This is a genomic window from Saccharothrix sp. NBAS 001, from assembly GCF_056640475.1.
In genome coordinates, this window is record NZ_CM153251.1 from 4,464,648 (window position 1) to 4,487,840 (window position 23,193).

Annotated in this window: 20 protein-coding genes and 4 pseudogenes; 12 read left to right on the forward strand and 12 right to left on the reverse strand. The window is 71.4% G+C overall.

Going from position 1 to position 23,193, the window contains the following annotated elements:
• Positions 1 to 1,205 precede the first annotated feature (1,205 nt).
• Both AC0HI0_RS18335 and AC0HI0_RS18340 read right to left on the reverse strand, forming a co-directional pair.
• Positions 1,206 to 1,991, reverse strand: a complete 786-nt coding sequence (locus AC0HI0_RS18335) for an SDR family oxidoreductase (protein ID WP_480934324.1) — start codon at positions 1,989 to 1,991, stop codon at positions 1,206 to 1,208.
• Positions 1,992 to 2,086: 95 nt separating this feature from the next.
• Entirely contained in the window at positions 2,087 to 3,097 is a 1,011-nt protein-coding gene (locus AC0HI0_RS18340; RefSeq protein WP_480933593.1) for a methyltransferase, read from the reverse strand.
• Positions 3,098 to 3,555: 458 nt separating this feature from the next.
• Here AC0HI0_RS18340 and AC0HI0_RS18345 point away from each other — a divergent pair, with 458 nt between their 5' ends.
• On the forward strand, positions 3,556 to 4,896 hold the full coding sequence (locus AC0HI0_RS18345; protein ID WP_480933594.1) for an NsdA family TPR-like regulatory protein: 1,341 nt from the start codon (positions 3,556 to 3,558) through the stop codon (positions 4,894 to 4,896).
• A gap of 55 nt (positions 4,897 to 4,951) precedes the next feature.
• On the opposite strand, the gene AC0HI0_RS18350 is transcribed toward AC0HI0_RS18345, so the two are convergent.
• Both AC0HI0_RS18350 and AC0HI0_RS18355 read right to left on the reverse strand, forming a co-directional pair.
• Positions 4,952 to 5,155, reverse strand: a complete 204-nt coding sequence (locus AC0HI0_RS18350; RefSeq protein ID WP_480933595.1) for a hypothetical protein — start codon at positions 5,153 to 5,155, stop codon at positions 4,952 to 4,954.
• Positions 5,156 to 5,306: 151 nt separating this feature from the next.
• On the reverse strand, positions 5,307 to 5,537 hold the full coding sequence (locus tag AC0HI0_RS18355; RefSeq protein ID WP_480933596.1) for a hypothetical protein: 231 nt from the start codon (positions 5,535 to 5,537) through the stop codon (positions 5,307 to 5,309).
• 411 nt (positions 5,538 to 5,948) lie between these two features.
• Here AC0HI0_RS18355 and AC0HI0_RS18360 point away from each other — a divergent pair, with 411 nt between their 5' ends.
• Together AC0HI0_RS18360 and AC0HI0_RS18365 are read left to right on the forward strand one after the other, a co-directional pair.
• Positions 5,949 to 6,245 carry a hypothetical protein gene (locus AC0HI0_RS18360; RefSeq protein WP_480933597.1) on the forward strand — a complete coding sequence of 99 codons (297 nt, stop codon included), beginning with the start codon at positions 5,949 to 5,951 and terminating at the stop codon, positions 6,243 to 6,245.
• 411 nt (positions 6,246 to 6,656) lie between these two features.
• A complete protein-coding gene (locus AC0HI0_RS18365) occupies positions 6,657 to 7,229 on the forward strand; it encodes an AfsR/SARP family transcriptional regulator (protein ID WP_480933598.1) in 573 nt (190 codons plus the stop codon).
• A 50-nt stretch (positions 7,230 to 7,279) separates the two neighbouring features.
• Here the strand turns inward: AC0HI0_RS18365 and AC0HI0_RS18370 are convergent, their stop codons facing one another.
• The 4 genes and pseudogenes from AC0HI0_RS18370 to AC0HI0_RS18385 all read right to left on the reverse strand — a co-directional run.
• Entirely contained in the window at positions 7,280 to 7,645 is a 366-nt protein-coding gene (locus AC0HI0_RS18370; RefSeq protein WP_480933599.1) for a hypothetical protein, read from the reverse strand.
• A complete protein-coding gene (locus AC0HI0_RS18375; protein ID WP_480933600.1) occupies positions 7,645 to 7,902 on the reverse strand; it encodes a hypothetical protein in 258 nt (85 codons plus the stop codon). Before AC0HI0_RS18375 ends, AC0HI0_RS18370 begins: the two co-directional genes overlap by 1 nt.
• Before the next feature lie 35 nt (positions 7,903 to 7,937).
• Positions 7,938 to 8,903 carry an alpha/beta fold hydrolase gene (locus AC0HI0_RS18380; RefSeq protein ID WP_480933601.1) on the reverse strand — a complete coding sequence of 322 codons (966 nt, stop codon included), beginning with the start codon at positions 8,901 to 8,903 and terminating at the stop codon, positions 7,938 to 7,940.
• A gap of 518 nt (positions 8,904 to 9,421) precedes the next feature.
• Positions 9,422 to 9,736, reverse strand: a pseudogene (locus tag AC0HI0_RS18385) (transposase); the annotation flags it as partial.
• Here AC0HI0_RS18385 and AC0HI0_RS18390 point away from each other — a divergent pair.
• A complete protein-coding gene (locus AC0HI0_RS18390) occupies positions 9,714 to 9,965 on the forward strand; it encodes a hypothetical protein (RefSeq protein ID WP_480934569.1) in 252 nt (83 codons plus the stop codon). The pseudogene AC0HI0_RS18385 and the gene AC0HI0_RS18390 sit on opposite strands and share 23 nt — an antisense overlap.
• A 318-nt stretch (positions 9,966 to 10,283) precedes the next feature.
• Here AC0HI0_RS18390 and AC0HI0_RS18395 read toward each other — a convergent pair whose 3' ends face one another.
• Positions 10,284 to 10,988, reverse strand: coding sequence for a S1 family peptidase (locus AC0HI0_RS18395; protein ID WP_480934325.1), 705 nt, complete (start codon positions 10,986 to 10,988; stop codon positions 10,284 to 10,286).
• Positions 10,989 to 11,359: 371 nt separating this feature from the next.
• Here AC0HI0_RS18395 and AC0HI0_RS18400 point away from each other — a divergent pair, with 371 nt between their 5' ends.
• Complete coding sequence (locus tag AC0HI0_RS18400) at positions 11,360 to 11,626, forward strand: hypothetical protein (protein WP_480934570.1); 267 nt, start codon at positions 11,360 to 11,362, stop codon at positions 11,624 to 11,626.
• On the opposite strand, the pseudogene AC0HI0_RS18405 reads toward AC0HI0_RS18400, so the two are convergent.
• Positions 11,598 to 11,693, reverse strand: a pseudogene (locus AC0HI0_RS18405) (hypothetical protein); the annotation flags it as partial. The gene AC0HI0_RS18400 and the pseudogene AC0HI0_RS18405 overlap by 29 nt on opposite strands.
• 674 nt (positions 11,694 to 12,367) lie before the next feature.
• On the opposite strand from AC0HI0_RS18405, the gene AC0HI0_RS18410 reads away from it, so the two are divergent.
• Complete coding sequence (locus AC0HI0_RS18410) at positions 12,368 to 12,745, forward strand: hypothetical protein (protein WP_480933602.1); 378 nt, start codon at positions 12,368 to 12,370, stop codon at positions 12,743 to 12,745.
• A 424-nt stretch (positions 12,746 to 13,169) separates the two neighbouring features.
• On the opposite strand, the gene AC0HI0_RS18415 is transcribed toward AC0HI0_RS18410, so the two are convergent.
• Positions 13,170 to 13,820, reverse strand: a complete 651-nt coding sequence (locus AC0HI0_RS18415; RefSeq protein ID WP_480933603.1) for a response regulator — start codon at positions 13,818 to 13,820, stop codon at positions 13,170 to 13,172.
• A complete protein-coding gene (locus tag AC0HI0_RS18420; RefSeq protein WP_480933604.1) occupies positions 13,817 to 15,100 on the reverse strand; it encodes a sensor histidine kinase in 1,284 nt (427 codons plus the stop codon). Before AC0HI0_RS18420 ends, AC0HI0_RS18415 begins: the two co-directional genes overlap by 4 nt.
• A 384-nt stretch (positions 15,101 to 15,484) precedes the next feature.
• Between AC0HI0_RS18420 and AC0HI0_RS18425 the strand changes: the two genes are divergently transcribed.
• The 6 genes and pseudogenes from AC0HI0_RS18425 to AC0HI0_RS18450 all read left to right on the forward strand — a co-directional run.
• Complete coding sequence (locus AC0HI0_RS18425) at positions 15,485 to 17,653, forward strand: MMPL family transporter (protein ID WP_480933605.1); 2,169 nt, start codon at positions 15,485 to 15,487, stop codon at positions 17,651 to 17,653.
• Between the two features lie 728 nt (positions 17,654 to 18,381).
• Positions 18,382 to 18,893: pseudogene (locus tag AC0HI0_RS18430) on the forward strand (cobalt transporter); the annotation flags it as partial.
• Between the two features lie 716 nt (positions 18,894 to 19,609).
• A complete protein-coding gene (locus tag AC0HI0_RS18435) occupies positions 19,610 to 19,852 on the forward strand; it encodes a hypothetical protein (protein WP_480933606.1) in 243 nt (80 codons plus the stop codon).
• 231 nt (positions 19,853 to 20,083) lie between these two features.
• Complete coding sequence (locus tag AC0HI0_RS18440; protein ID WP_480933607.1) at positions 20,084 to 20,773, forward strand: helix-turn-helix domain-containing protein; 690 nt, start codon at positions 20,084 to 20,086, stop codon at positions 20,771 to 20,773.
• Positions 20,774 to 20,775: 2 nt separating this feature from the next.
• A complete protein-coding gene (locus AC0HI0_RS18445) occupies positions 20,776 to 21,558 on the forward strand; it encodes a helix-turn-helix domain-containing protein (protein WP_480933608.1) in 783 nt (260 codons plus the stop codon).
• Between the two features lie 1,240 nt (positions 21,559 to 22,798).
• Positions 22,799 to 23,140 (forward strand): annotated as a pseudogene (locus tag AC0HI0_RS18450) (MinD/ParA family ATP-binding protein); the annotation flags it as partial.
• Positions 23,141 to 23,193 lie beyond the last annotated feature (53 nt).

The following is a 23,193-nucleotide window of genomic DNA, read 5'->3' on the forward strand; positions in this document are numbered from 1 at the left end:
CCGGCAGCTTCCTGTGGGGTGCCGAGCAGGTTTCGATGGCTCTGGTCTGGGCATTGCGCTGCTGCGGCGTCGTATTCGTTGATCAAGCGGCCGAGTATTGTTCGACGACGCATCGAGCCCGCGCCATGCGTTGGGACCGGGTGGTCTGGGCTGGGGGCGAGTCACGTTCGCGGACAAGGGGTTGGCGGAGGTCGGGACGAGTCGCCTGACCGGGTGGAACCGACCCGGTGAGTGCATCGGGTTCGGTGCGCCGGCGGCAGGTGTTGCCGAGGTGTCATTGGCAACTGCGGTCGACGGCGACGTCATCCAGTACATCCGCGCCACGCGCAAACGCACCGCACAACGGCCTGCCCCAGTTGCGCGATCTCCCCACGCCGCAACGCATGCCGCCGGATCGACGTCGTGGCTCCTCTCGTCTGGCCGACACAGCGGTACGCCCCTGAAAGGCTGGATGACGGACCGGACGGTCTCCTGTCGACGGGGACCGAAAGGCACGTTCCCGCGTCGCGGAAGGTCCGTTCGTGCAACGTGACAACCGTGATGAGCCCGGGCGTCGGCCCCTCAGAGGTTGCCGTATTCGTGCGGACTCCACTCGGGTTTCGACGCCTAGTTGTTGCGGGTCATGACGTTGGTGACGGTTTGTTGGGGCTGAGATGCGTCCGTGCTCCACCGTAACGCCCCGCTGCCCGTCGAACGCCGCCACCGCCTGGTCCGGCGCTGTAGAACCGCCCATCCCGCCCACGTCGCGACCGAGACCGGCACCTCACGGCAGCGCGCCTCCACATGGGTCAACCGCCATCGCCGCTCCGGCGAGGCCCGTCCGGCCGACCGCGCCGATGCCCCGCACCGTCAGCCCACCACCACCGCCGAGGTGGCCGCCCGGATCCAGCGGCCGCGCCGGGACCGCAAGCGGTCGGCCCCCGCACCACCCCGGAACCCGCCGCCGAAGGCACAGCCGCCTCGCCGCGCACCGTCGGCCCGCACCCGACCCACCCGGGCCTGAACCGCCACCGTCTCCTCCACCCGACCGGGAACCACAACCGCACACCGCGACAGATCACCACCCACCAGCCCGACCACCAGCCACCCGGCCCCACACCGGCACCACCAACGTCAAGACCTCGTACAGCCAGCCGAGCCGCGCAGCCCTCGACGGGCTGCGCGGCAACGATCGGACAAACCCCAAGGGGTCGTGCGGTGCCGACTCAGTGGATGAGGTGGTCGACGGGTGGGGCCTCGTGGTCGTGGGTCACCGTGGACACGGATTTGCCACCGTCGACCGGCAGGGTCACGCCGGTGATCCACGACGCCTGCGGCGAGAGCAGGAACGCCGCAGCAGCAGCGATGTCGGAGGGATCACCGATCCTGCGGAGCGGGTAACTGGCGGCGATCCGCTCGGCGGGGAGCCTGGTGAGGGAGTCCATGAACCCGGTGTCCACGAACGCCGGCGCGATGGCGTTCACCCGCACCTTCGGCGCGAGCTGATCGGCCAGGTCCTCGGTGAGCTTGCGCAACGCGGCCTTGGTGGCGCTGTAGGCGGCCAGGCGCAAGGTCGCGGACGCGGCCACGGTGTTGAGCATCAGCACCGAACCACCGTGGTCCTTCATCCACGCGTGCCAGGCGAGTTGGACGTAACCCAAGGCGCCCAGGACGTTGGTGTCGAACATCCGCCGGATCAGGTCCAGCTCGATGTCCACGGCCGGTGTGTTCAGGGCCGGGTTCACACCCGTGGTGTAGACCAACAGGTCCAGCCCACCTACCTCCAGGACCGAGTCGACGGCGACTTGTCGCTCCTCGGCCTTGCGGCTGTTGGCGGTCACGACTCGGACCGCGTTGCCGGTTTCGCGCTCGATGTCGTCCGCCGCTTCCGCCAACTGCTGGGCGTGTCGGGCGGTGATCGTCACCGAAACGCCGTTCCGGGCGAGTTCCAGTGCGATTTCCCGGCCGATTCCCCGACTCCCGGACACCACGAGCGCGCTCTTCCCGTGCAGCCCGAGGTTGCTCCCCCGTGCGGTGGATTCCTCCGACCGGTGGCGCCGATCGGCCGGGCCCGCCTGGGCGCCCACCGCGTCCCGGTTCCCCGGGCTCAACGCGGCACACCTTCCACGATGGACAGGAATCCCGGGCCGGCCTTCGACGTCACGCCGGTCAGGCGGAGGCCGGATTCCGCGAACAGCGCGGCGAACTCGGTCTCGGTGCGCACCCTCCCGGTGTAGGTGGCCAGCAGGATCAGGTCGATGCCTTTGCCGGCGTGCGGCGCGTTGCCGGTGGGTGGGACGCATTCCAGGGCGACCACGCGCGATTCGGGTTTCAAGGCACGGCGGATGCTGCTCAGGATGCGCACGCAATCCTCGTCGGCCCAGTCGTTGAGGATGTACTGGAGCACGTAGAGGTCCCCGTCCGGTGGAACCTCCTCGAAGAAGTTGCCCGACACGGCCTGCCAGCGGTCCGGGGCGTCGAGCGCATCGAGTTCGTGTTCGGCGATGACCGCAGCTTGGTCGAAGAGAACCCCGCGCAGGTCCGGCCGAATTCGCAACACCTCCAGCAGGAAACGCCCGCGACCGCCGCCGACGTCCACCACCAGTCCGCCCTCCGGGACGTGGTAGCTGTGGGCGAACCCGCGCGCCTCGGACTGGGACCACTGGCCCATACCGGCGTCGAACTCGGCGGCCACTGCGGGATCCTTGGCGTGCACTTCCCAGTACGAACTGCCGTACACGGTGTCGATGGCGGCCAGTCCGGTTCGGACACTGGCCACGATTTCGCCCGCCGGGCGCCAGAACGGGGGTTCGGTGATCATCAGCACGGCGTCGCGGACGGATGACGGCGAGTCGGTTCGCAGGGCTTGGGCGTGCGTCGTGATGCCGAAGCGGCCGTCGCCGTCCTCGTGGAACACGCCGCGAGTGGCGAGCAGGCGCAGGACACGGGTGAGCGCGCCGGGGTGGGTCTTCGTGCGGGCGGCCAACTCGTCGGGGGTGGCCGGGCCGTCGACGAGCTGGTCCGCGATGTTGGTCAGGGCAGCCGCGCGCAGTGCCGCCGAGTAGAGGTAGTCGAGGCTGGAGGAGAGCAGGAAGGCTGCCGATTCGTCGTGTGTCACGGTGTTCCTCTCGGCGGTACTTTCGGGCAGGTCCGGGTGCGGGCGGAAACACCGCCAGGGTTTCGGCGCGGCGGAACCGGCCGTCTCCGTCGACCGTCCGACGGGCCTCGGAGTGCAGGACCAGGAGAGCGCGCCGACCGTGCGCGGAGGAAGAGCACGAGCAGGGGAATGTGTTGTGTTCGAACGCTTTCCGCGCGCAACGAACCGAACGTCACGTAGTCGGGCGCTTGTCACCGCGTGATCCGGCTACGTGCTGTCACAACGGCCACGAGAATGGCGTAACAGCGTGGCGGGAGGTCGGAAAACCGGACGACCACCAACGAAGGTGAACAAGCCTCACCCTGTCGGGCGTACCTGCGCGGCGCTGCCACTGGATAGCATGGCGCGACAGGGAAACCGCTCGATCAAAGGCGATGCGGCGGCCATGGAACGGTGCCCGATCCTAGGGGCTGATAGCAGTGCCGAGTGCCTGTGGAAATGAAGCCCTTCGCACCCTGCTGAGGGAAGCGTGCTGGAACAGCGCCCAGTTCGCCCGCGCGATCGAGCACGCCGCACACGAGATCCAGGTGGACGTGGCCTGCGGGCGTTCCGTGGTGTCGCGCTGGCTCGCGGGTACACGCCCGCGCCGGCAGACCGAGCAGTTCGCACTGGAGGCACTGTCCCGACGACTGCGCCGGCCGGTCACGGCCCACCAGGCCGGATTCGCCGATGTGGACGATTCCGGAGAACCTTCGTCGATCCCGGAACGGCCATGGCTGGCCGAACCCGCGCACCTGCTGGAACTGCTGGCGCACGGGGACTCGACCGAACCCGGTCCCTACCGCGCCACTGCCTTGGTCGTGCCGGACTGGAGCGAGCTGGAATCGCTACCCCACAACGGGTTCGCGACTCCCACCCCGCACCCGGGTGCGATCGGGGCCGCCGAGTGCGATGCGCTCTCGGCCGCTGTGGAGTTCTTCCACCGCACGGCCTCGGACACCGGGGGCACCCACCTGCGCAGTGCGCTCAACGTGTTCCTGGGCCGCCAGGTGAGCAAGTGGCTGGTGGATGCGCGGAACGGGAGCCTGCGGCGGCAGATGTTGCGCGGTGCGGCCCGGTTGAGCCTGGTGCGCGCCAGGTGCGATATCGACAGCGGTGCGGATTTCCTCGCACAGCAGGGACACCGCGTGGCCGTGGCCTTCGCGGCCCAAGCACGTGATGCGGACCTCTACGCGTTGGCGGTGTGCCACATGAGCGCCCGAGCCGTGGAACTCGGGCACCACCCGGCGGCGCTCGCGCTCTCGACGCAGGCGACGAAAGCGGCGAGAGGAGGCACGATGTCCTCGTACGCAACGGCTTTGGAAGCGGTGGCCCGAGCCAACCTGGGCGAGCACGACAGGTCGATCATCTCGATGACGGAGGCCGAAGACCGGTTCCACGCCAACGGTCCCGCTGTCGAACCCATGATCGGTTGGCCCCGTGCGCTGCTCACGTACCGGCGCGCGCAGGCCCTGCGCGCGCTGGGCCGCGACACCGCTGCCGCGAGCGCGGCGGTCGTGACGCTGCGGCACCTTCCCGCGCGAGCACACGGCAATCGGGCCCTGGCGCACGCGTTGAACGTGGAGGCCGCGTTGGCCGGCGGCCGGATCGGGGCGGCGTGTGCCGCGTGGGACGCACTGCAAGGCGAACTCGGCCACGTCCGCTCCGTCCGGGTGGAACAGCGAGTCCGAGTCACCCGCCACCGCCTGTCGGCATACCGCCGCCTGCCCGTTGTCGCCGCTCGACTCCTCGACCCGCAGGCCACGGCATCCTGTTGGTGATCACCTGGAGCGCGGAGTTCCGGACGTGGAGAGAGCCGGACCGTCGAGATGTGTCTCAGCGGGTCGCCGTGGCCACGCGGGACGTGCGGTAGCCGAGGATGTCGGAGATGGAGACGAGGGCCATTCCCCGGATACGGGCGAAGTGCACGCTCGCCGCCACGCTCTCCCGGCATCGTCTCGTCGAGTCCGGCATCGTGGCCTCGCGGGAATGGGGACCGGACACCAGGCCACGGACACCGTCGACAACCACAACCGTCATCCTCGTCGTTCTCGTGACCTGAACAACCCGACTGTGCCAGGGCGTCGGCCCTGGACAGGGTGGCCATCCGACCCGTTCGTCGGCGGCCGACGGCACCGTGACGACGTTCAGGACCACGCGGCTACCAAAGCTGTGGCCCAGTGGCGCGACGTCAGGGGCCGGGGGGAGCAAGGCCGGGAGGCCCGGCCAGGCGGTGTTGCAGGACCAGATGGCGGAACTGGTAGCTGCTCCCGAACTGCCGGAGGACATCCAGCCGGTGGGCGTCGGCCAGGAAGCCCTCCAGCCGCCACGGGAGCCTGCCGCTCAGCGCCAGCCACGCGCGGGCGGTCAGATAGCCCGGCCACGCGGTGAAGACACTGATCGCCGCAGGTCCACCGGACACCGCCGCACCCACAAGCGCACCTGATCAAGCATCGGTGAGAGCAAGTCGGCCTTCCGGTAGTAGACGTGCAGAAAACAACGTCTAGTTCCCAGGAAGTTCAGGATCCGTAGTCGGTGACCCGGCCGCCGTCCACGCCATGCCCGTGTCGCGATCGCGCTCGACACCCCGCTGGAGACCTGCCTGGCCAGGCAGGTCTCCAGGCCCGACAACCTGCGGGTTCCCGGCGACGTCGTGCGTGCCCAGCACGCCCGAGAGGTGGCTACTGCGTGCCGGGGATGAGCAGCACGCCCGCTAGCGTGTGCGGGGTGCCACCCCGACGATCCGCAGTAACGCGGGGCGCGGGGCGCACGCCCCCGTCAGGATGAGAGCCCACCCTACCCTCGGAGGCCGATCGTGTCGTCCGCTCTGCGCATGGTCCTCCTCCTCGTTGCCGCTGGCCTGCTGGCCGCCGTCGGCGCGATCGGACTGGTCACGGACGTCTCGACCGAGCCGGATCCGCGCTTTCCCTCGGTCAGCTGCGGCACCTCGGTTTCCCGGATCGACTACGGCACCGGCGGGTTGGGCATGGCGTGCGACCACGAGATCATGAACCGCCGCGGATGGGCATACACCGCGCTGCTGCTCAGCGTGCTCAGCGGCGCGGTCGCACACGCCATTTCGTTTCGCCTGACGGGCACAACCGGCGACGCTACGCCGCCCGCCGCCTGACGACCTCGTGCATAGCAAGCGACCGGGCGTGCAGCGGTCCCCGAAAGGCCCCGAGCCGCGAGTGATCAGTGCCGAACGTGTACGGATTAGCACGGACAAGGCCGACCGTTGTTGTTCGGCCTGCGCTACCGGGGGCCCAAGTCGTTGCGCTGCAGTGGCTTTCGTGTCTCGATGGGGCATCGGGACACACCGTCGTTCGGTCGAAGACCGGCTGGTCGACATGCTCGGACGGTGACGTCAAAATTCGCGAACATTGATCATGATTCCGGCGGCGAGTGACGCCCGAATTGGCGACCAAGTGACGTCAGCCAACACAGACATAGCCAGTGCCGCGAAGCTGGGTGCCCTGCTGGCCGCGTTGCTAGGGGAAGCCGACCACGCGGTCTCCACCGCAGCCCTGATCGAACGCGTGTGGGGGAACGGCCGCCGCAACGCGCGGTGGCCGCGTTGCAGAACTACGTGCTGCGGCTGCGGCAGGCGTTGGGCGGCGAGGTGTTCCAGACGGTGTTCGGCGGCTACGCCATCGTCGTGGACACGGAGCGGTTCGACCTGGACCGCTTCGAGCGGCTGACCGCCGAGGCGAACCTGGTGGCCGACCCGGCGTCGGCGAGTCGCCTGCTCACCGCCGCGCTGGCGCTGTGGCGGGGTCCGGCGCTGTCCGGCGTCGACCCGGAGGTGTTGCGGCGCGAGGAGGTGCCGCGCCTGGAGGAACTGCGCCTGGCCGCCCTGGAACGCCGCATCGAGGCCGACCTCCGGCTGGAGGTGCCGGCGTCGCTGGTGGCGGAGCTGCGGGCGCTCACTGCGGCGCACCCGTTGCGCGAGTGGTTCTGGAGACAGCTGATGCCGGCCCTGCAACGGTCCGGCAGGCGGGCCGAGGCGCTGGCCGCCTACAGCAGCGTGTCGCAGGTGCTGTCCGACGAACTGGGCTTGGACCCCGGTCCGGAGCTGCGCGAACAACACGCCGCCATCCTCACCGCGAGCTGACGGCAACGGGAGCCCGCCCCCGGTCCGCGTGGACCGGGGCGGGCTTTCGTTCACACCACGACCGGGAACAGGTGCAGCGCCGAGCGCGGCACGGTCAGCAAGACTGCCTCGCCCGCGCTCACCGACGCGTCCTCCGCCAGGTCCAGCAGCACCGGCGAGCCGGCCACCTCCAGGTAGGCCGCGCCGTCGTCGGTGAACCGCAGCACACCGCCGACCACCACGGCGTCCCCGTCGAGCCGGAACCCCGGGCCGCCGCCGGGGCGGAGCCGGACGTCCTCGTCGACGTCCACCTCCACCTCGTAGCTCCCTCCCGCCGCCGGGGGCTCGGCGGAGCGCCACACGCCGGCGCCCTCCCCCTGCCCGCAGCGGAACGACACGGCGTCACCCGCGCCGACGGCGGACACCTCGATCCTCATCACCAAGATCCCTTCGGGAACGGCACCCGGACCTGGACATTGTCCACGTACCACTGGTTGCTGGAGTCCCGCCGCCAGGTCTCCTCGTGGTAGTGGAACTTCGTCGGCTTGCTGCCCATCTCGTGGTCGCCGAAGCGGATCGAGCGCATGCCGTCCGCCGAGGTGATCCGGTTCGGGTCGGGCAGGTCGGTGCGTGGGTGGATGTTGCTGCGCGGGCCGAGGCCGCGGAAGTCGTCCCAGCGCTGGAGCGCGCCCACGACACGTTCGGCGGGCTCGGCTGGATCACCCCGTGTCAGTGCCGGTTGGCCCGGAAGAAGTTCAGCAGCACGGGGTTGACCACGTCCGACCGTTCCCAGTGGACGTTGTGCCCGCACTCGTTGGCCACCACCGTGCTCACCCTGCGGAAGTGCCCGGCCAGCAGACGTTGCACCGGCGGTGAGGTGTGCGGGTCTGCGTCCCCCCACAGCAGCAGGGTGGGCACGGTGAGCCGTTCGATCACGGCCCAGCTCAGCGAGGTCGCCCTGGGCTGGATGATCCCGTCGGGCCCGGCCCGGTGATGGATGTCCAGCCACCTGGCGACGCCGTCCGGGTCGATCGCGCGGTAGGACGGGCCCAACTCCCGGAAGTGGATGGGCAGCGCGTCGACCTCGGGCGACCGCAACCGCTCCACCATGTCCTGGTAGTCCTGCTCCCGGACCTGGAGCACGCACGCGCCGATCACCAGGCTGTGCAGCCGGTCCGGGTGGTTGAGCGCGTAGTCCATCGCGTACCAGCCGCCACCGGCAACGCCGACGACGTGAAACTTCCCGATCCCCAGGAACTCCACGAGGTCGTGCAGATCCTCGATGCCGGTCCTCGGGTCGTTCGGGTCCTGCACCGGCGAGTTGGCGTACCCCCGACGCGAGTAGCCGATGACCCGGTACCCCGCACGGGCGAGGTACGACTGCTGGTACGGCCAGCTCTCGCCACTGCCGCTCAGAGCGTGCAGCAGAACCACCGGCTCACCGTGCCCACCGGTGTCCCAGTACCACAGCCGCGCCCCGGGCACCTGGAACAAGCCCTGGGTGGCCGGGACCTGCCCGGGCACCGGGATCGGGCGCACCGGGCTGCCGGGGCCCGGGACCGGAACGCCCGGTGGGTGCGCGTCGGCGGATCCGTTGACCAGGGCCGTGCCGCCGAGGGCGAGCCCGGTTCCCTGCAACAGGGTTCGGCGGGATATCGGAAGCGACGGGTTCGGGTTGGCCTCGGCGTTGCCCATGTGACCTCATCTCGGGTGACCGGTTCCCGCCGACGTGCCGGACGTGCCGAGGAGCCGAACCACTGGCGCGTCGGTGATCACGTGCCGAGTCGGGCGGGTGCGGCGGCCGTCCGGAGCGTAGCGAACGATCGGCACCCGACTCCAGGCGTTCACCGTAGAGAACGCACCCTGGTGATCAGGGTCGCCTGTCGGCCGCTGCCGGGTCGGCCCGGCCACGGCGCGTAGGAGAACGGGGACCGGTCCGTGAACCGTTGGCCTCGACAGGGAATGACGTCAGGAGGGCACCCGCACACGAAGACGACCCGAACATGATCGGTCGGCGTGTGCGGGAGACCCGCAGTTGACGGCGTATGAGCGTCAAGGTCACGACTGAGCTTGCCGAGGCCCCTGGTCCGGCCGGGGAGCCTGCCGCACAATGCCCTCCTGGTTTCCGGACCGGACTATCACCCTGTCCGGGCTCAACCATTCCGATAGGTGGATCTTGGTCTGAGCTGTGGTTTCGGATCTTCGCCGAGAGATCAGTTCAAAATGAGTTGCCGTGCGCAGATGATCGAGCAGGCCAGGCTGAGGATCGCCTTGTGGACGTCGGTTCGGCGTTCGGTGCGGACGCGGACTCGTCGGAAGCCCTTGAACCAAGCGAAGGTACGTTCGACCGGCCATCGGCTCCGGCCGAGGCCGGAGCCGTGTTCGACGCGGCGGCAGGCGATCACGGGCGTGATGCTGCGGGCGTGGACCAGACGGCGGTACCTGTCGTGGTCGTGGCCGCGGTCGGCGTAGAGCCGCCGAGGTCGACGACGCGGCCTGCCGACCGTGCCTCGGATCGGCGGGACGGACCCACAGGCTTCGCGGGCGTGGCAACTCGACGTCGCCCGCAGAATCACCGAAGGCCACGGCGTGATCGTCGGCCAGTACTTCGACAGCGACTGTTCCCGCCAGCCCCTCACCATGCTCGGCTTCATCCATGAGGTCGCCAACACCCGCAACAACCTCGGCCACCCCTACGCCGCGCTCGGACAGCATGGCCCGGCCCACGAGGTATGGCAGGAGGCACAGGACCCCTGATGCAGCACCCGGCTGGTGCCCAACGTGCCGCCGAGCCTGCTCGGCGTTTCGTTCAACGGGAGGACCGAGCGCATTTCGCCTGACCCGCCAACAGGACCAGCGACGGCCCCTCGCCCGCGCGCTGGTGGGCGACACGGGTTCCGTCACCGGACACGGCGTGCGGCATCGACCATCCCCCAGGAGGTCGGTTTGGGCGCGGTCCCAACAACATCGAGGCGGGTCGGACCTCCGCGCCCGAGCCGCGGTGGGCGTCCCCCGACGGGACCGCCCACCGCGCACGGGTACTTCTGGCTCCTTCGACGTCCTGGTCTCGGGTGCTCAGACTCCCGCGACCTCCTGGATCCACGAGCGGTACTGCGTGATGTTGGTGTAGTCGGTGACCGACTGCCGGTCGCTGGTGGACGCGACCCCGACCTGGTGGCCGTTGGCGAACATCGGGCCACCGGAGTCGCCGCCCGCCGTGATGCCGTTGCCGCGCTGCGCCTGCACCGAGACGCCGCCGAAGTAGTCGGTCGAGTTGGTGGAGGTCACGCGGACGTTCGCGACCTTCAGCAGCCGTGACTGGCAGTTGATCTCCGAACCGCATCGGCTGGTCGCGCCCCAGCCGTAGACCTGGACGGTCTGACCGGCCCGCACATCGCCCGCGGTGCCCAGCGGCGCGTACGTGGCCTGCACGCTCCGGTCGAGCTGGATGAGCGCGAGGTCGCCCTCGGGGCTGATCGACGCGTCGAGCCCGTCGGCTTCGGTGCCGCCGGCGCTCTGGTCGAGGCTGCCGATCCGGAACGAGTAGCTCAGGCCCGCCTCCGCGCAGTGCCGGGCGGTCAGGATCCACGTCGGGGCGACGATCGTGGCCGAGCACGCCTGCTGCCCGTCCACGAACATCCGCGCGGCCCACGGCGCGTTCGTGGCGTACCCGCCGCCGATGATGTAGGGCTGCACCTCCGCCGCCGAGGCGAGCGGTGCGGCTGCGGCCGACGCGAGCAGCGCGCACGCCAGGGCCAGGCCGAAACGACCTAGTTTCATTCGGATCACTCGATTCCGCGGCCGTGCGCCGCGACAGGGAGAAATCAGGGACCGGTTCAGCGTCGCGCGCCGGCGCGCCACCGGGCACCCCGACGAAAGTCGGGAGCCATTCACGTGAGCGCGCCCACGTGAATGGCCGCTGTGAACGCCCGAGATGCCGGGAACATTACCGTCGAGCCCACTCCGGGCCTTTCGACCGAAAGGCGGACCCGATCGCCGCAATTCGCTGTTAACGTCGAAAAGGCCGAATCCACCGGAAAGATTCGCCATGCGGAGAACCACGCGCGTCCTGGCCGCGGCGACCCTGGCCACCTTCCCACTCACCACCTCGGCACCCGCCCGGGACGCCCGACACCGAGCACGAGATCCTGGTGACCACCCAGACGCTGGGCCTGACCGCCGGGGACAACGGCGCGGCGCACGGCGTGTTCGGACAGTTCCGGTGCACGGTGTCCGTGCACGGGCGGGTGCTGCCGGCGATTCCCACCCGGGTGTCCTTCTCCTACACCTACCTCTACACGTTCCAGGAGCAGCCGGAATGCGCCATCGCCGCGCGTAGAGACCTTTCACGTCACGGCCCGAACACACCTCCACAGGCGCGTGCACGTGAACCTCGGCGAACGGCACGCCCTCCGTGAGGATCGTCTTGCACAACGCGCGCCGGTCGGTCTCGTAAGGCGCTATCGCCGCGACCAAGACGAGCACGCCGTGCCGCGCGAGCAGAAGCGCCAACGGGGACCGTTGTCCTGCGGGTGGTGAGAGACGCGCCGATCTGGGAGGTCCGGTGGACCGGAGTCTCTACCCGGATGTCGCGCAGGCATCCTCGCTGCGGGTCGCGCTGCGATCCGAACTCGACCGGCCGGCCTGTGGCCTTGACGTCCTGCTGCAAGAGTCGCCCGGGTGGCGGGAGACAGGTGCCGTGGTACGCCACGAAGATCGCAGCGTCGACGTGGTCATGGGCATCCAGGAGCGGGTGTTCATGATGCAGTTCTGGACGAACGGCGTCCGGCTCACCCACGGCAGCACGTCGGGGCCGTTCGTGAAGTTCGACCCCTGGTCGGAAGCGTACGAGCGCGGCGAGGGGATCGAGTGGCGCCGGCAGCAGTACCTCACCATCTCGCGACGACACCCTGTGACGGCACTGCGCCCGTTCCTGGTCGCCGCGATGCACCGACGCCGACCGCAGCGTAAAAGGGGCAGTCGTGGATCGCGCTCGGTCCACGACTCACGCCGGACCACAGTCTCGGCCACCCGCCACGGCGTGAGCAGGCCGCGATCCGCTTCGAGCACGACCTCGCCTCCCATCGTCACCGCGAGCCGCGCGTCCGAAACGTCCGCTCATGCCGATGAGCGGTCGATGGCTCGCCTACGATGCGGTCGTGGGAACGTACGTCGCGGTCCGGGGGTGGATCGAGTTCGGTCGCGACCAGCGGGAGCGGGTCGAGCAGGTGCTGGCGGGGTTCGGCGCGGACCTCTACTCAGGTGGCTGGGCACTGCCCTCCCGGCCGTTCAACTGGACGCTCTACGTGTTCTACGGGGGTGACATCCGGGAGTGGGCGGTGGATTCGCTCCGCGACCAGGTCGCCGAACTGGCTCGCCTCGAATCCGTGGACGGAGACCACCTCGACCTGCCGGAGGGGTTCTTCCTCCTGAGCCACCCTGAACGGCAGACCTCCACGTCGTGGGCGATCCGGGACGGCCTGGTGACCGAGATCCCGACACCCGCCGAACTCCACCGGTTCGCAGGACCGGCCTAAAACCACACAGACCGGCTCACGTTCAGCGACACCCGCTATTGCCGAGATGCGGATGTGTCATAGTCCGTCGTGCCAGGGCATGGTCGAGATGCCGGAATGATGAGCTGGGGCCGGCGTCGCCCTCAGCCCGGACGGCCGGCGCCTCTACGTGGCGAACTCGGTCTCCACCACGGTCTCGGTCCTGGACCGGTCCGGCGACCCGATCGGCAACCCGATCCCCCGTGGCGACGAAACCCGAGGGCGTCGGCGCGAGCCCGGACGACGGCTTCGTCTTCGTGACCAGCTCGGGGGCGAACCTGATGTCGATCATCGACCCGCGCACGGCGGCGCTGGTCGGCACGGTGCCCGTGGGCGTCGACCCGGAAGGCGTCGTCGTGACCTCGGCGCTGCGCGGGACCGCCTCGATCCCGCGCAGCGCCGGTGATCAGCGGGCGATGCCCTCGCGGAACGCGAAGACCGCTGCCTGGGTGCGGTCGCGGAGTTCGAGTTTGCTCAGCACTCGGGCGACGTGGGCCTTGACCGTGTGCTCGGACACGACCAGGTCGCGCGCGATCTCGGTGTTGGACTTGCCCGTGGCCAGTTCGACGAGCACTTCCCGCTCGCGATCGGTCAGCCGGGCCAGTCGCGGGTCGGTGGCGGGCGGGCCGGTCGGCAGGCGTTCGGCGAACGTCTCCAGCAGCCGGCGGGTCACCCGGGGCGCGACGACCGCGTCGCCGCGGGCGATGGTGCGGATCGCGTCCACCAGTTGCCGGGGGTCGGAGGTCTTGAGCAGGAAGCCGCTGGCACCGGCCTGCAAGGCGGCGAACGCGTACTCGTCCAGGTCGAACGTGGTCAGCACGAGGACCCGGCAGGGCAGCCCGGAGGCCACGATCTGCCGCATCGCCTGCACGCCGTCGGTGCCCGGCATCCGGATGTCCATGACCACGACGTCCGGTCGCAGCCGCCGGGCCAGCTCGACGGCTTCGGCGCCGTCGCCGGCCTGGCCGATCACGTCGATGTCCTCGCTGCCGTCCAGGACCATGCCCAGGCCGAGCCGGACGAGCGGTTCGTCGTCGACGAGCAGCACGGTGGTCATGCCGGGCTCCCGGGGTGGGGTGAGGGCAGCGGCAGGTGGGCGGTGACCCGCCAGCCGGAACCGGGGTCGGGGCCGACCGCGATCGTGCCGCCGTGGGCGAGCACCCGTTCGCGCATCCCGATGAGACCGAGCCCGCCGCCTCCGGGCGGTGCCGCCGCGATCCCGTCGTCGACGACGTCGAGCGCCAGTTGGTTGGCCGACCAGTGCAGCGTCACCACGGCCGAGCGCACGTCGTGGGCGTGCCGCAGGCTGTTGCTCAACGCCTCCTGGACCAGGCGGTACGCGGTCAACGAGGTGCCGCCGCCGACCGGGCGCGGCTCGCCGCGACTGACCAGCGAGGTGGCCAGGCCGGCCGCCCGGACCTGCTCCACCAGGGCGGGCAGCTGCTCGATCCCCGGCGCGGGCGGCCGGGTGGGCTCGTCCCGTTCGCCGGGGTCGCGCAGCACCCCGAGCAGGGCGTGCATCTCCTCCATGGCCTCCCGCCCGGTGTCCGCGATCGCCTCGACGGCGGTGAGCGCGACGAGCGGGTCGGCGTTGCGGCGCAACGCGACCGCGGCCCCGTCGCCCAGGTTGGTCATCACGGCGATGTTGTGCGAGACGATGTCGTGCACCTCGCGGGCGATGTGCCGCCGCTCCTCGGCCACGGCGGCCAGGGCCAGCCGGTCGCGGGTGCGCTCCGCGGTCTCCGCGCGCTCCCGCAGCCCGGCCAGCACGGCGCGCCGGGCCCGGCGGTTGCGCCCCATCAGCACGGCGGCCACGGTGAGCGGCGCGAGCGCGTACCCCGGCTGGCCGGTCCCCTGGACGGGGATGAGCATCGCGGCGGCGTCGAGCAGCACGCTCAGGGCGACCGCCGGGACGACCACCCGGTCCGGTTCCCGGTCCACCACGGTCACCAGGCACGCGGTGAGCGCCAGCACCGGAACGGTGAACTCCTGGCCGGTGAGCCCGAGGGCGGTGAACGCGACGACCGCGCACCCGGCCGCACCGAAGAAGGCGGCGGCCGGCCGGCGGTGCCGCCAGAGAGCCGGGACCAGGGGCAGGCCCATCGCCGGCACCACGAGCCACAACGGAGACGGGTCGTGGGCGTTCTGGAGCACCAGCGCGCCCACCAGCGCGACGACGAGCACCGGCCAGACGTCGCGGACGACCCCCGGCGGCGGCGCGAGCGCCCTGAGCCGCGTGTGCGGTCGCCACCAGGACGACCACGCCGCGTTGGCCTGCCGCGCGGCCCGCGCGACCCGGTCTCCGACTTCCCGGCGCGGCGGAACACGATCCAGCACCGGCCAGTGGGTCTCCCGTGTGGACGGTTCGACGCTCGTGGGCACGCTTCGAGCATCCTTGCCGAGCGCTGCCGGAGCATCGGCCCCCCGATTGATTCCGGAGGTCGACGACTAATCCTGGAGGACTACGCGGCGCGGCACTTCGGCATGCGGACCACGTCCCTTTCGGACACCGCCCGCCGCCGCCGCGAGGCCCGCGTAGCCCGCGAGGATTAGCCGGCCCGACCGGGAAAGCCGCCCCGCGAGCGATGCCCACCGCGGTGGGCGGCGACCAGGCTGGGCACCATGCTTGACCGCCGCGCTGCGACGCCCGCCGACCTCGGCCGCCTCCGCCCCACCGCCGCCCACCCGTCCCGCCCCGACCGAGCGGGGGCCTGAACCGCCATGGCACGCCTGCTCTTCCGGATCGGGGCCGCGGCCCACCGGCGACCCGCCCTGTTCATCCTCGCCTGGCTGGTGGTGCTCATCGGCGCGGGCGTCGGCGCGGGACAGCTGTCCGGCAGCACGACGAACACCTTCTCGCTGCCCGGCCAGGAGTCGACCGAGGCGATGGACCTCATCAAGCGCGAATTCGGCGGGGGCGGCGGTGACACCGCGTCCGCGCGGGTCGTCGTCAAGGCCCCGGCCGGGCAGGCGCTCACCGCCGAGGCCAACACCGCCGCCGTCGCCGACCTGGTCGCCCGGCTCAACGGCCTGGACGGCGTCGCCTCGGCGACCAACCCGCTCCAGCCGACGCCCACCACCCTCTCCCCCGACCTGACCACCGCGTTCAGCACCGTCACCTACGACGTGGGCGTCGCCGACCTGACCGGCGCCCAGCGCGACGCGCTGACCGACGCCGTCGCCGACGCGCGGACCGGCGGGCTCGCCGTCGAGGTCACCGGGACCGCCACCCTGGCCGGCGGCGGCGGGCACGGCGCGGAGGCGATCGGCGTGCTGGCCGCCCTCGTCGTGCTGGCCATCACCTACGGCGCGCTGGCGATCGCCGGGATGAACCTGCTGACCGCGCTGATCGGGGTCGGCGTCGGCATCTGCGGCGTGCAGATCGCCACCGGCTTCGTCGACCTGACCGCCTCCACGCCGGTGCTGGCCTCGATGCTGGGGCTGGCCGTCGGGATCGACTACGCGTTGTTCATCGTCAGCCGCTTCCGCCACGAGTTGCGCCGGGGCCAGGACGTCGGCACCGCCGTCGCCACCGCGACCGGCACCGCCGGAGCGGCCGTGGTCACCGCCGGTCTCACCGTCGTCATCGCCCTGGTCGGCCTGTTCGTCACCGGCATCCCGTTCCTCACCCAGATGGGTGTCGCCGCGGCCTTCACCGTCGTCATCGCCGTGCTGATCGCCACGACGCTCGTGCCGGCCGTGCTGGCCCTCCTCGGCCGCCGGGCGCTGCCCCGCCGGGAGCGCGCGGCGCAGGCCGCCACCGCGCACCGGGAACGCGGCTTCTTCCGCGGCTGGATCGACGGGGTCGTCCGCCGGCGGTGGGTCGCGCTGCTGGTGAGCACGGCGGCGCTGGGCGCGCTGAGCATCCCGCTGTTCTCCCTGCAGACCACCCTCGCGGCCACGCCGGCCGAGGGCACGACCCAGGCCCGCGCCGCGCACCTGCTCGCCGACGCCTTCGGGCCCGGTTTCGACGGCCCCCTCACCGTCTTCTTCGACGGCGCGGACGCCCCGAGGGCCGCCGCCGGGGCGAAGGCCGTGATCGCCGGCCTGCCCGACGTCGCGGCGGTCGCCGACCCGGTGCCCAACGCCGACGGCACCGCCGCCCTGCTCACCGTCGTCCCGGGGTCGGGCCCGGCGAGCGAGGCCACGGAGCACCTGGTCGGCGAGATCAGGCAACGCCTGCTCGACCGCGACGGGCCGCGCGCGTACGTCACCGGGCAGACCGCCGTCAGCGTCGACGTCGCCAAGACCGTCAACGACGCCCTGCCGATCTACCTGCTGCTCGTCGTCGGCTTGGCGTTCGTGCTGCTGGTGCTGGTGTTCCGCTCCCTGCTGGTGCCGCTGGTCGGTGTGCTGGGCTTCCTGCTCACCATCGGCGCGTCGCTCGGCTCGGCCGTGGCGATCTTCCAGTGGGGTTGGCTCAGCGACCTGTTCGGCGTCGACCGGACCGGCCCGCTGATCAGCCTGACCCCGATCCTCGCGGTCGGCATCCTGTTCGGCCTGGCCATGGACTACCAGGTCTTCCTGGTGTCCCGGATGCACGAGGCACACGAGCACGGGGAGCCCGACGCGAACGCGATCCGCACCGGGTTCCGGCAGGCCGCGCCGGTCGTGGTCGCGGCGGCGGTGATCATGTTCTCGGTGTTCGCGGGCTTCTTCCCCGGCGCGGACGCGACACTGATGTCGATCGCGTTCGCGCTGGCGAGCGGCATCCTGTTCGACGCCTTCGTGGTGCGGATGGTGCTGGTGCCGGCGGCCATGGCGATGCTCGGCGAGCGCGCCTGGTGGCTGCCGAGGTGGCTGCGGTGGCTGCCCCGGCTCGACGTCGAGGGCGCGGGGCTCCGGCAGGCGTCGGAGCAGGACGACCGGCCCCCGGTGCGCGTCGGCTGAGCCCGGCCGGCCGGGTCGGCCACCCCGACCCGGCCGGTCGACGGGCTTGACCTCGACGCTGCGACAAGGTGTCCACTGGCATGGGTACGGCGTATGGGACCGCCACTGCGCCACCAGGCGCCTGCACCGGCTCGCGCTCCCGCCGGTTCAGGGGTCCGCGTACCCGCCGGGCTGCTGGTCGCCTGGGCGTTGCCCGACCCGAAGGTCGACAACGCCGGGTGACCAAGGCCGTCGTGACCATCACCGTCTAAGAGGGCCGCGTCCGCGCCGAACTGGACCAGAAGCTGAGCGAGCGTGGTTGTCGGGCTGATCCGGTCGACTTGTCGCAACCGGATCCGCACCTCGGACAACCCGGACTTGTGCAGTTGGGCCGGCCATCGGCCGAAGCTCCCGGTTCGGATCTGGGCACAGATCTCTTCCTGCTGGTCCGCGATCGCAGGTTCGACCTTGGCCTCATCGTCGGTGCCCAGGTCAAAACCGGAGCCGGTTTCTTCGACAGGCCGGAGCGCGGTGCCGGCGGCTGCGCTCCTTGAGCACGCGCGCCCGCAGGACGCGCTTCGGCTCCTCGAACAGGAGCTGCACCGGGGCCTGGGCAACCCCCGCCGATCACGCACCTGTTGGGCATCGCAACCCCGGGTTGTCCGGGACGGCGGCGGACAACTGGGCCGCGAGAATCGCGAGGTTACGGTGGTCGGCAGGCGAATTCGGCGCGACCCGCGCGGCGGGCTGTGCCGACCCGCCGGGTGCGGCTCCTGGTCGCCGCCACCATCACCTACAACGTGGTCGAAGACGTCGTGGCCATCACCGCCGGCACGATCGCCTCCTCCTCCGCCGCAGTGGCCTGGCAGTTCTCCGGGTCCGAGCCCGGACAACCGAACGCGCCACGTTGAAGGTCACCGCGTTGTCCTTCGCCATGGCCGCCTACGCGACCGTCGAATCCGTCCCCGCCCTGCTCGACTCCGTGACCGCCGACCACTCCGGGTGGGCACCGCGCCGCCGGCCGTGATGCCGTTCCTCTCCGCCGCCCAACGGCGTGCCGGACGTGAACCCGGCTCGGCCGGTGCCGTCGCGGACTCCGACCAGACTCTGCTGCGCACCTACTCGTCCGGGCGTCCTGCTGCTGGGGCTGGTGCTCAACTCGCTGTTCGGCCGGCACTGGGCCGATCCGGTCGTCGCCCTGGTCATCGCGGCCGTGGCGGTCGAGGAAGGCCCGGACACCTGGCGCGGCGGGCACTGCTGCCGAACCCCGTGCGGTTGTCCGGAAAGAGCGCGGACAACCACGTTCGGGCGAACCCGCCAGGTCACGGTCTTCGGGCAGGCGGTCGGTCGGCCCACGAAGTGCCTGGGCGAGAAGCCGGTTTCCTGGTACGAATGCCGGAGATCGGCCGGGTCGACCCATCTCGGGAGCCGCCGCGTCGACCACGACGGGACCGGCCTCGCGGGGCCGTCCGGTGTCCGGTCGGGCGACCGGACACCGCGTCTGGCCGGTGCGTTTGCGCGCCCGGCGGCGATCCGCGTGGCGCGCCGTTCGGGGCGGGCGCCGCGCCAACGACGACCCGCCTGCTCGCTCGCGTGTCCGGGCCACGGACGATCGGGGCGAGGTGGAGGTTTCGGCCCTCGGGCCTGCTGCCTCGTGACCCACGATAGGCCGGGCGGTCGGGGGCTGCCAGCGCGCCGGGGACGGAAAACCGGCCCGAAAACTTTGTCCTGGACGAAAACGGCGCTCCGACCTGCGGCCGGGCCGCGGTGTTCTGCTGTCCTGATCGTCCCGTGGACGTCCGGACGGGCGCTCTTCGGTGCGATCGGGGTTCGTTCCAGCCATCATGGTCGTGCAGGAATCACCACCTCCGCGAGTTGCCCGCGCGGGCACCGATCGGCGCCAACCGGCCGGTACCCGCGAACCCGCCGGAGGTGGACGTGTCCGGGCCGCAGCACGTCGAGAACGGAGCGAGTTCCATGACCATGTCGTTCATCCCCGCGCAGGGCGGTTCCCTGTCGTGCTTACCGCTGCCCGCCGTACTGGTCCGGGCCGCGACGCTGGTGGTCGTCTACGTGTTCGTCCTGGTCCTGCTGGGCCGGGGCTACGACGCCCACACCGCGCTGACGCTGGTGACGGTGCTGAGCCTGGTCGCGGTGCGAACGGGCCACGGCCTGCTCCTCCCGCCGGGCACCACGCCGCCGACCCGCCCCTCCCGCTGACCGGAGGCCGGCGTGGCCAGCCAGGTCCTGTCCCGTGAGGGCGATGCTCGTCCGACGCCCGGGCGCACCCCAGCGCCCGGGCCGTCGCGGCCGACGCCACCGTCGACCGCGGCTGCGGGCCACCGCCCGCCACGCCGGCCCGCCGGCCGACCGCCGACCGACACCACCACCGCGCCCCACGACCTCGTGCTGGGGGACTGGCAGCCGCCGTCGCGAGCGCTGTCCGCGGCGATGGCCGCGACCGCCCCGGCCGAGCTGGTCGCGGCCCTGGACGAGTTGCGCCGCGAGAAGGGGATGTCCTACGCCCGCCTGGGGCGCAAGGCCCAGGGCGTGCCCGGCATCTCCCGCACCCGCGCCCACACCGTGATCACCGGCCGGCGGGACCTGGACCTGGGGCTGCTGCGCGGTTTCCTGGTCGTGTGCGAGGTCTCCTCCGAGGAGCACCTGCGCTGGCTCGGCGCGTTCGACCGGCTCACCAAGGTCCGCGAACCCGAACTCCTGGCGACCCTGGCGGACACCCCCGCACCGCCGCGTGACCGCGCCGCGCCCGCGCCCGCCGACCCGTCGCCGCCGTACCGCCACATCGCCTGGCCGAGCCTGTCCGACGTGCGCCGGGAGCACTCCCGCAAACCCCGCTCCGCACCGGACACGGTGCACAACCGCCTGCCGGGGCTGCTGGTCCCGGCGGTCGGGGCACCGCTGTGCGCGATCCTGATGACCCACCACGGGATCGCGGTGCCGACCATCCTCGGCTTCCTGGTGATGGTCACGCTCGGCGTGGCCCTGTGGACCGTCCACCTGCCCGGGATCGACACCGGCCGCCGCCGCGACCGGCCGCACGTCCGGAAGGTGCGTCTGGAGGAGGACGACGACGTGTTCGGCTTGGACCGGCGAGTCGCCCCACCGGTCATCGGGTTGTAGCCATGGCCGACCGCACCCACCGCCGCGGCACGCGCCCCGTCGCGGACGACCCCGCCGCCGACCAGCCCACCCAGGGCGTCGGCGACCTCGCCACGGCGCGCGACTTCCTGGCGCTGCTGGACGCCATGCGCAAGAGCCGGAAGCTGTCCTACCGGCAGATCAGCCGACGGGCCGGCAAGGGCATGTCCAGCAGCACCGCCCAGGCCATGGTCGCCGGCGACGCCCTGCCCGCGCTGCCCAAGCTGCACCTGTTCCTGGCCGGCTGCAACGTGCCGCCCGAGGAACGCCGCCGGTGGATCAACACCTGGCACCGGATCAACCAGTCCAGCCCGGAAGCGGGCACCGCGGACACCCCGCCGCCCGCCGCTCCACAGCCCGTCGACACCACGTCGCCCCCGAGCGGCCCCCTCCCCCAGGTCGCCGCCATCCCGTCGCACCCGCCCGACGCGCCGGTTCCGCCCGTGCCCGAACCGCCGTCACAACGCAGACTCCGACGCCAGGCCGCCGGGCAACGCCTGCGCTTCCCGTTGCTGGCGCTCGCCGCGTTCACCGTCGCAGTCGGCGTGCTGACCGCCAGCGCCATCTTCATGTGGGTCTACGGCGTGCCGCTCGAAATCATGTACGCCGTGTACGGCCTGCTGGCCGTCAGCGTGACCTCCTGGATGCTGGTCGCGCAACGCCAACTCCCCGGCCGTCCACCCACCCGCGGCGGCCTCGTGCAGGGGGACCCCCTCGTCTTCGTCGACCCGATGCCCGTCGCCGCCAAACCGATCATCGGGGAATGACCCCAGGGGTGAGGTGCAGCCCGCCATGGTCCACACACCGTCGAGAACCGGCCGCTCCCGAGGCGGCGCCCCGCCCGCGATCGACGAGCACGCCCTGCGCGTCCGGTACGGACAACCGGGCGTCGACTTGGTCGTGCTGCTCGACCGCCTGGCCCGGGAAGGCGGTTTCACCAGGAACGACGCGGCACGGCACTGGGCGGCGGCGGACCCCGGCGGCGCGCGCCACCACGGCATCCTCAAGTCGTCCGGCACCGGCGAGGGGACGATAGAACGACGCCGGTTGTCCGAGACCATGAAGATGGACAAAGGACCGGTGCCCGACGGCTTGGCCGAAGCGTTCCTCGACCTGTGGGCGCGGCAGCACCCGACCGCCGAGGTCGGCGCGGTCGCCGACGAGCTGACCAGGCTGCGCCGCGCCGTGGCGGACCGCACCCCCAGCGCCCCGGCGGAACCCCGCAAGCCCCGCCCGAGGACCGGCGAACTCGCCGAGCTGAAGGACAAGCTCCTTGCCGTGCAACAGGAACTGATCGAGGCGCAACGGAACGAAACCCGGTTCAAGAGCCTCGCCGAAGTCCTCTACGTCGCGCTGGTCGGCCTGCAACACACCAACCGCCGACTGACCGACGAACGAGACGAACTCCTGGCCAAAGCCGAAAGCCCCCGCACCACACCCTCGGAAACCGACGCACCCCCGATCACCGACACTCCTCCGCCTCCGCCCGCATCCACGCCCGCATCCCCGTTCGCACCCTGGCCTGTGCCTCCTCCCGCACCCCTGAACAGGATCGAAGGCGACATCGACCTACCCGCCCCACCCGTTGTCCGCCCCGTCCAAACCCCGGACAACCCACCGGACCTGCCCGTCCGCCACCGCGCGCCGGACAACGCACCCCCCGACCTCACGTCACCGCCGTGGACAACCCCGCCGGCGACATCCCCCGAACCGGCACCGCGCCGGCGCAGACCGTGGTCGGGCTGGCGCAAGACCGTGCACGCGGTGACCGGCGGCCTGATCAACCTCGGCGTGAACCCGACGGACACCCGCCGACCCGACTTGATCGCCCGCATCACCCGTGCTTCGGGACAACCCCACAAGATCACGACCCTCGGCACGGCGGAGGGCGTCGGCAGCACCACGATCACCGCAGCCCTGACCGCTGTCCTGACAGACCTCCGACACGCCCCCGCGTCCGATGACGGCGACGGCGACGGCGTGATCGCCATGGACGCCGACATCGCGTCGGCCGATTCCGGCGTGCTGGAGCAGGCGGATTCGCTGGTGCTGGTGTCGTCCGGGTCGGTTGACGGGGCGCAGACCTCGGCGGCGACGTTGGACTGGCTGGAGGCGCACGGGTACCGGGACCTGGTGGCGAGGTCGGTGGCGGTGATCAACTCGGTGCGGCCGGGTTCGGGCAAGGTGGACCTGGACGAGTTGGAGGTGCGCTTCGCGCAGCGGTGCCGGGCGGTGGTGCGGATCCCGTTCGACGCGCACCTGGCGGAGGGCGCGGAGATCGAGTTGGACAAGCTCGGTTCGGAGGCCCGGTTGGCGCTGCTGGAACTGGCGGCGACGGTCGCCGACGGCGTCCGGCCGCCCACCGCGCCCGCCCTCCCGGCCGATCCCCCCACCGCCCCGAT

Coding starts and splice junctions, on each gene's coding strand:
- AC0HI0_RS18350 (WP_480933595.1), bottom strand. CDS start 5,155: ATGACGGTTGTGGTTGTCGACGGTGTCCGTGGCCTGGTGTCCGGTCCC.
- AC0HI0_RS18360 (WP_480933597.1), top strand. CDS start 5,949: ATGGTCCTCCTCCTCGTTGCCGCTGGCCTGCTGGCCGCCGTCGGCGCG.
- AC0HI0_RS18370 (WP_480933599.1), bottom strand. CDS start 7,645: ATGAGGATCGAGGTGTCCGCCGTCGGCGCGGGTGACGCCGTGTCGTTC.
- AC0HI0_RS18380 (WP_480933601.1), bottom strand. CDS start 8,903: ATGGGCAACGCCGAGGCCAACCCGAACCCGTCGCTTCCGATATCCCGC.
- AC0HI0_RS18395 (WP_480934325.1), bottom strand. CDS start 10,988: ATGAAACTAGGTCGTTTCGGCCTGGCCCTGGCGTGCGCGCTGCTCGCG.
- AC0HI0_RS18415 (WP_480933603.1), bottom strand. CDS start 13,820: ATGACCACCGTGCTGCTCGTCGACGACGAACCGCTCGTCCGGCTCGGC.
- AC0HI0_RS18425 (WP_480933605.1), top strand. CDS start 15,485: ATGGCACGCCTGCTCTTCCGGATCGGGGCCGCGGCCCACCGGCGACCC.
- AC0HI0_RS18435 (WP_480933606.1), top strand. CDS start 19,610: ATGACCATGTCGTTCATCCCCGCGCAGGGCGGTTCCCTGTCGTGCTTA.
- AC0HI0_RS18440 (WP_480933607.1), top strand. CDS start 20,084: ATGGCCGCGACCGCCCCGGCCGAGCTGGTCGCGGCCCTGGACGAGTTG.
- AC0HI0_RS18445 (WP_480933608.1), top strand. CDS start 20,776: ATGGCCGACCGCACCCACCGCCGCGGCACGCGCCCCGTCGCGGACGAC.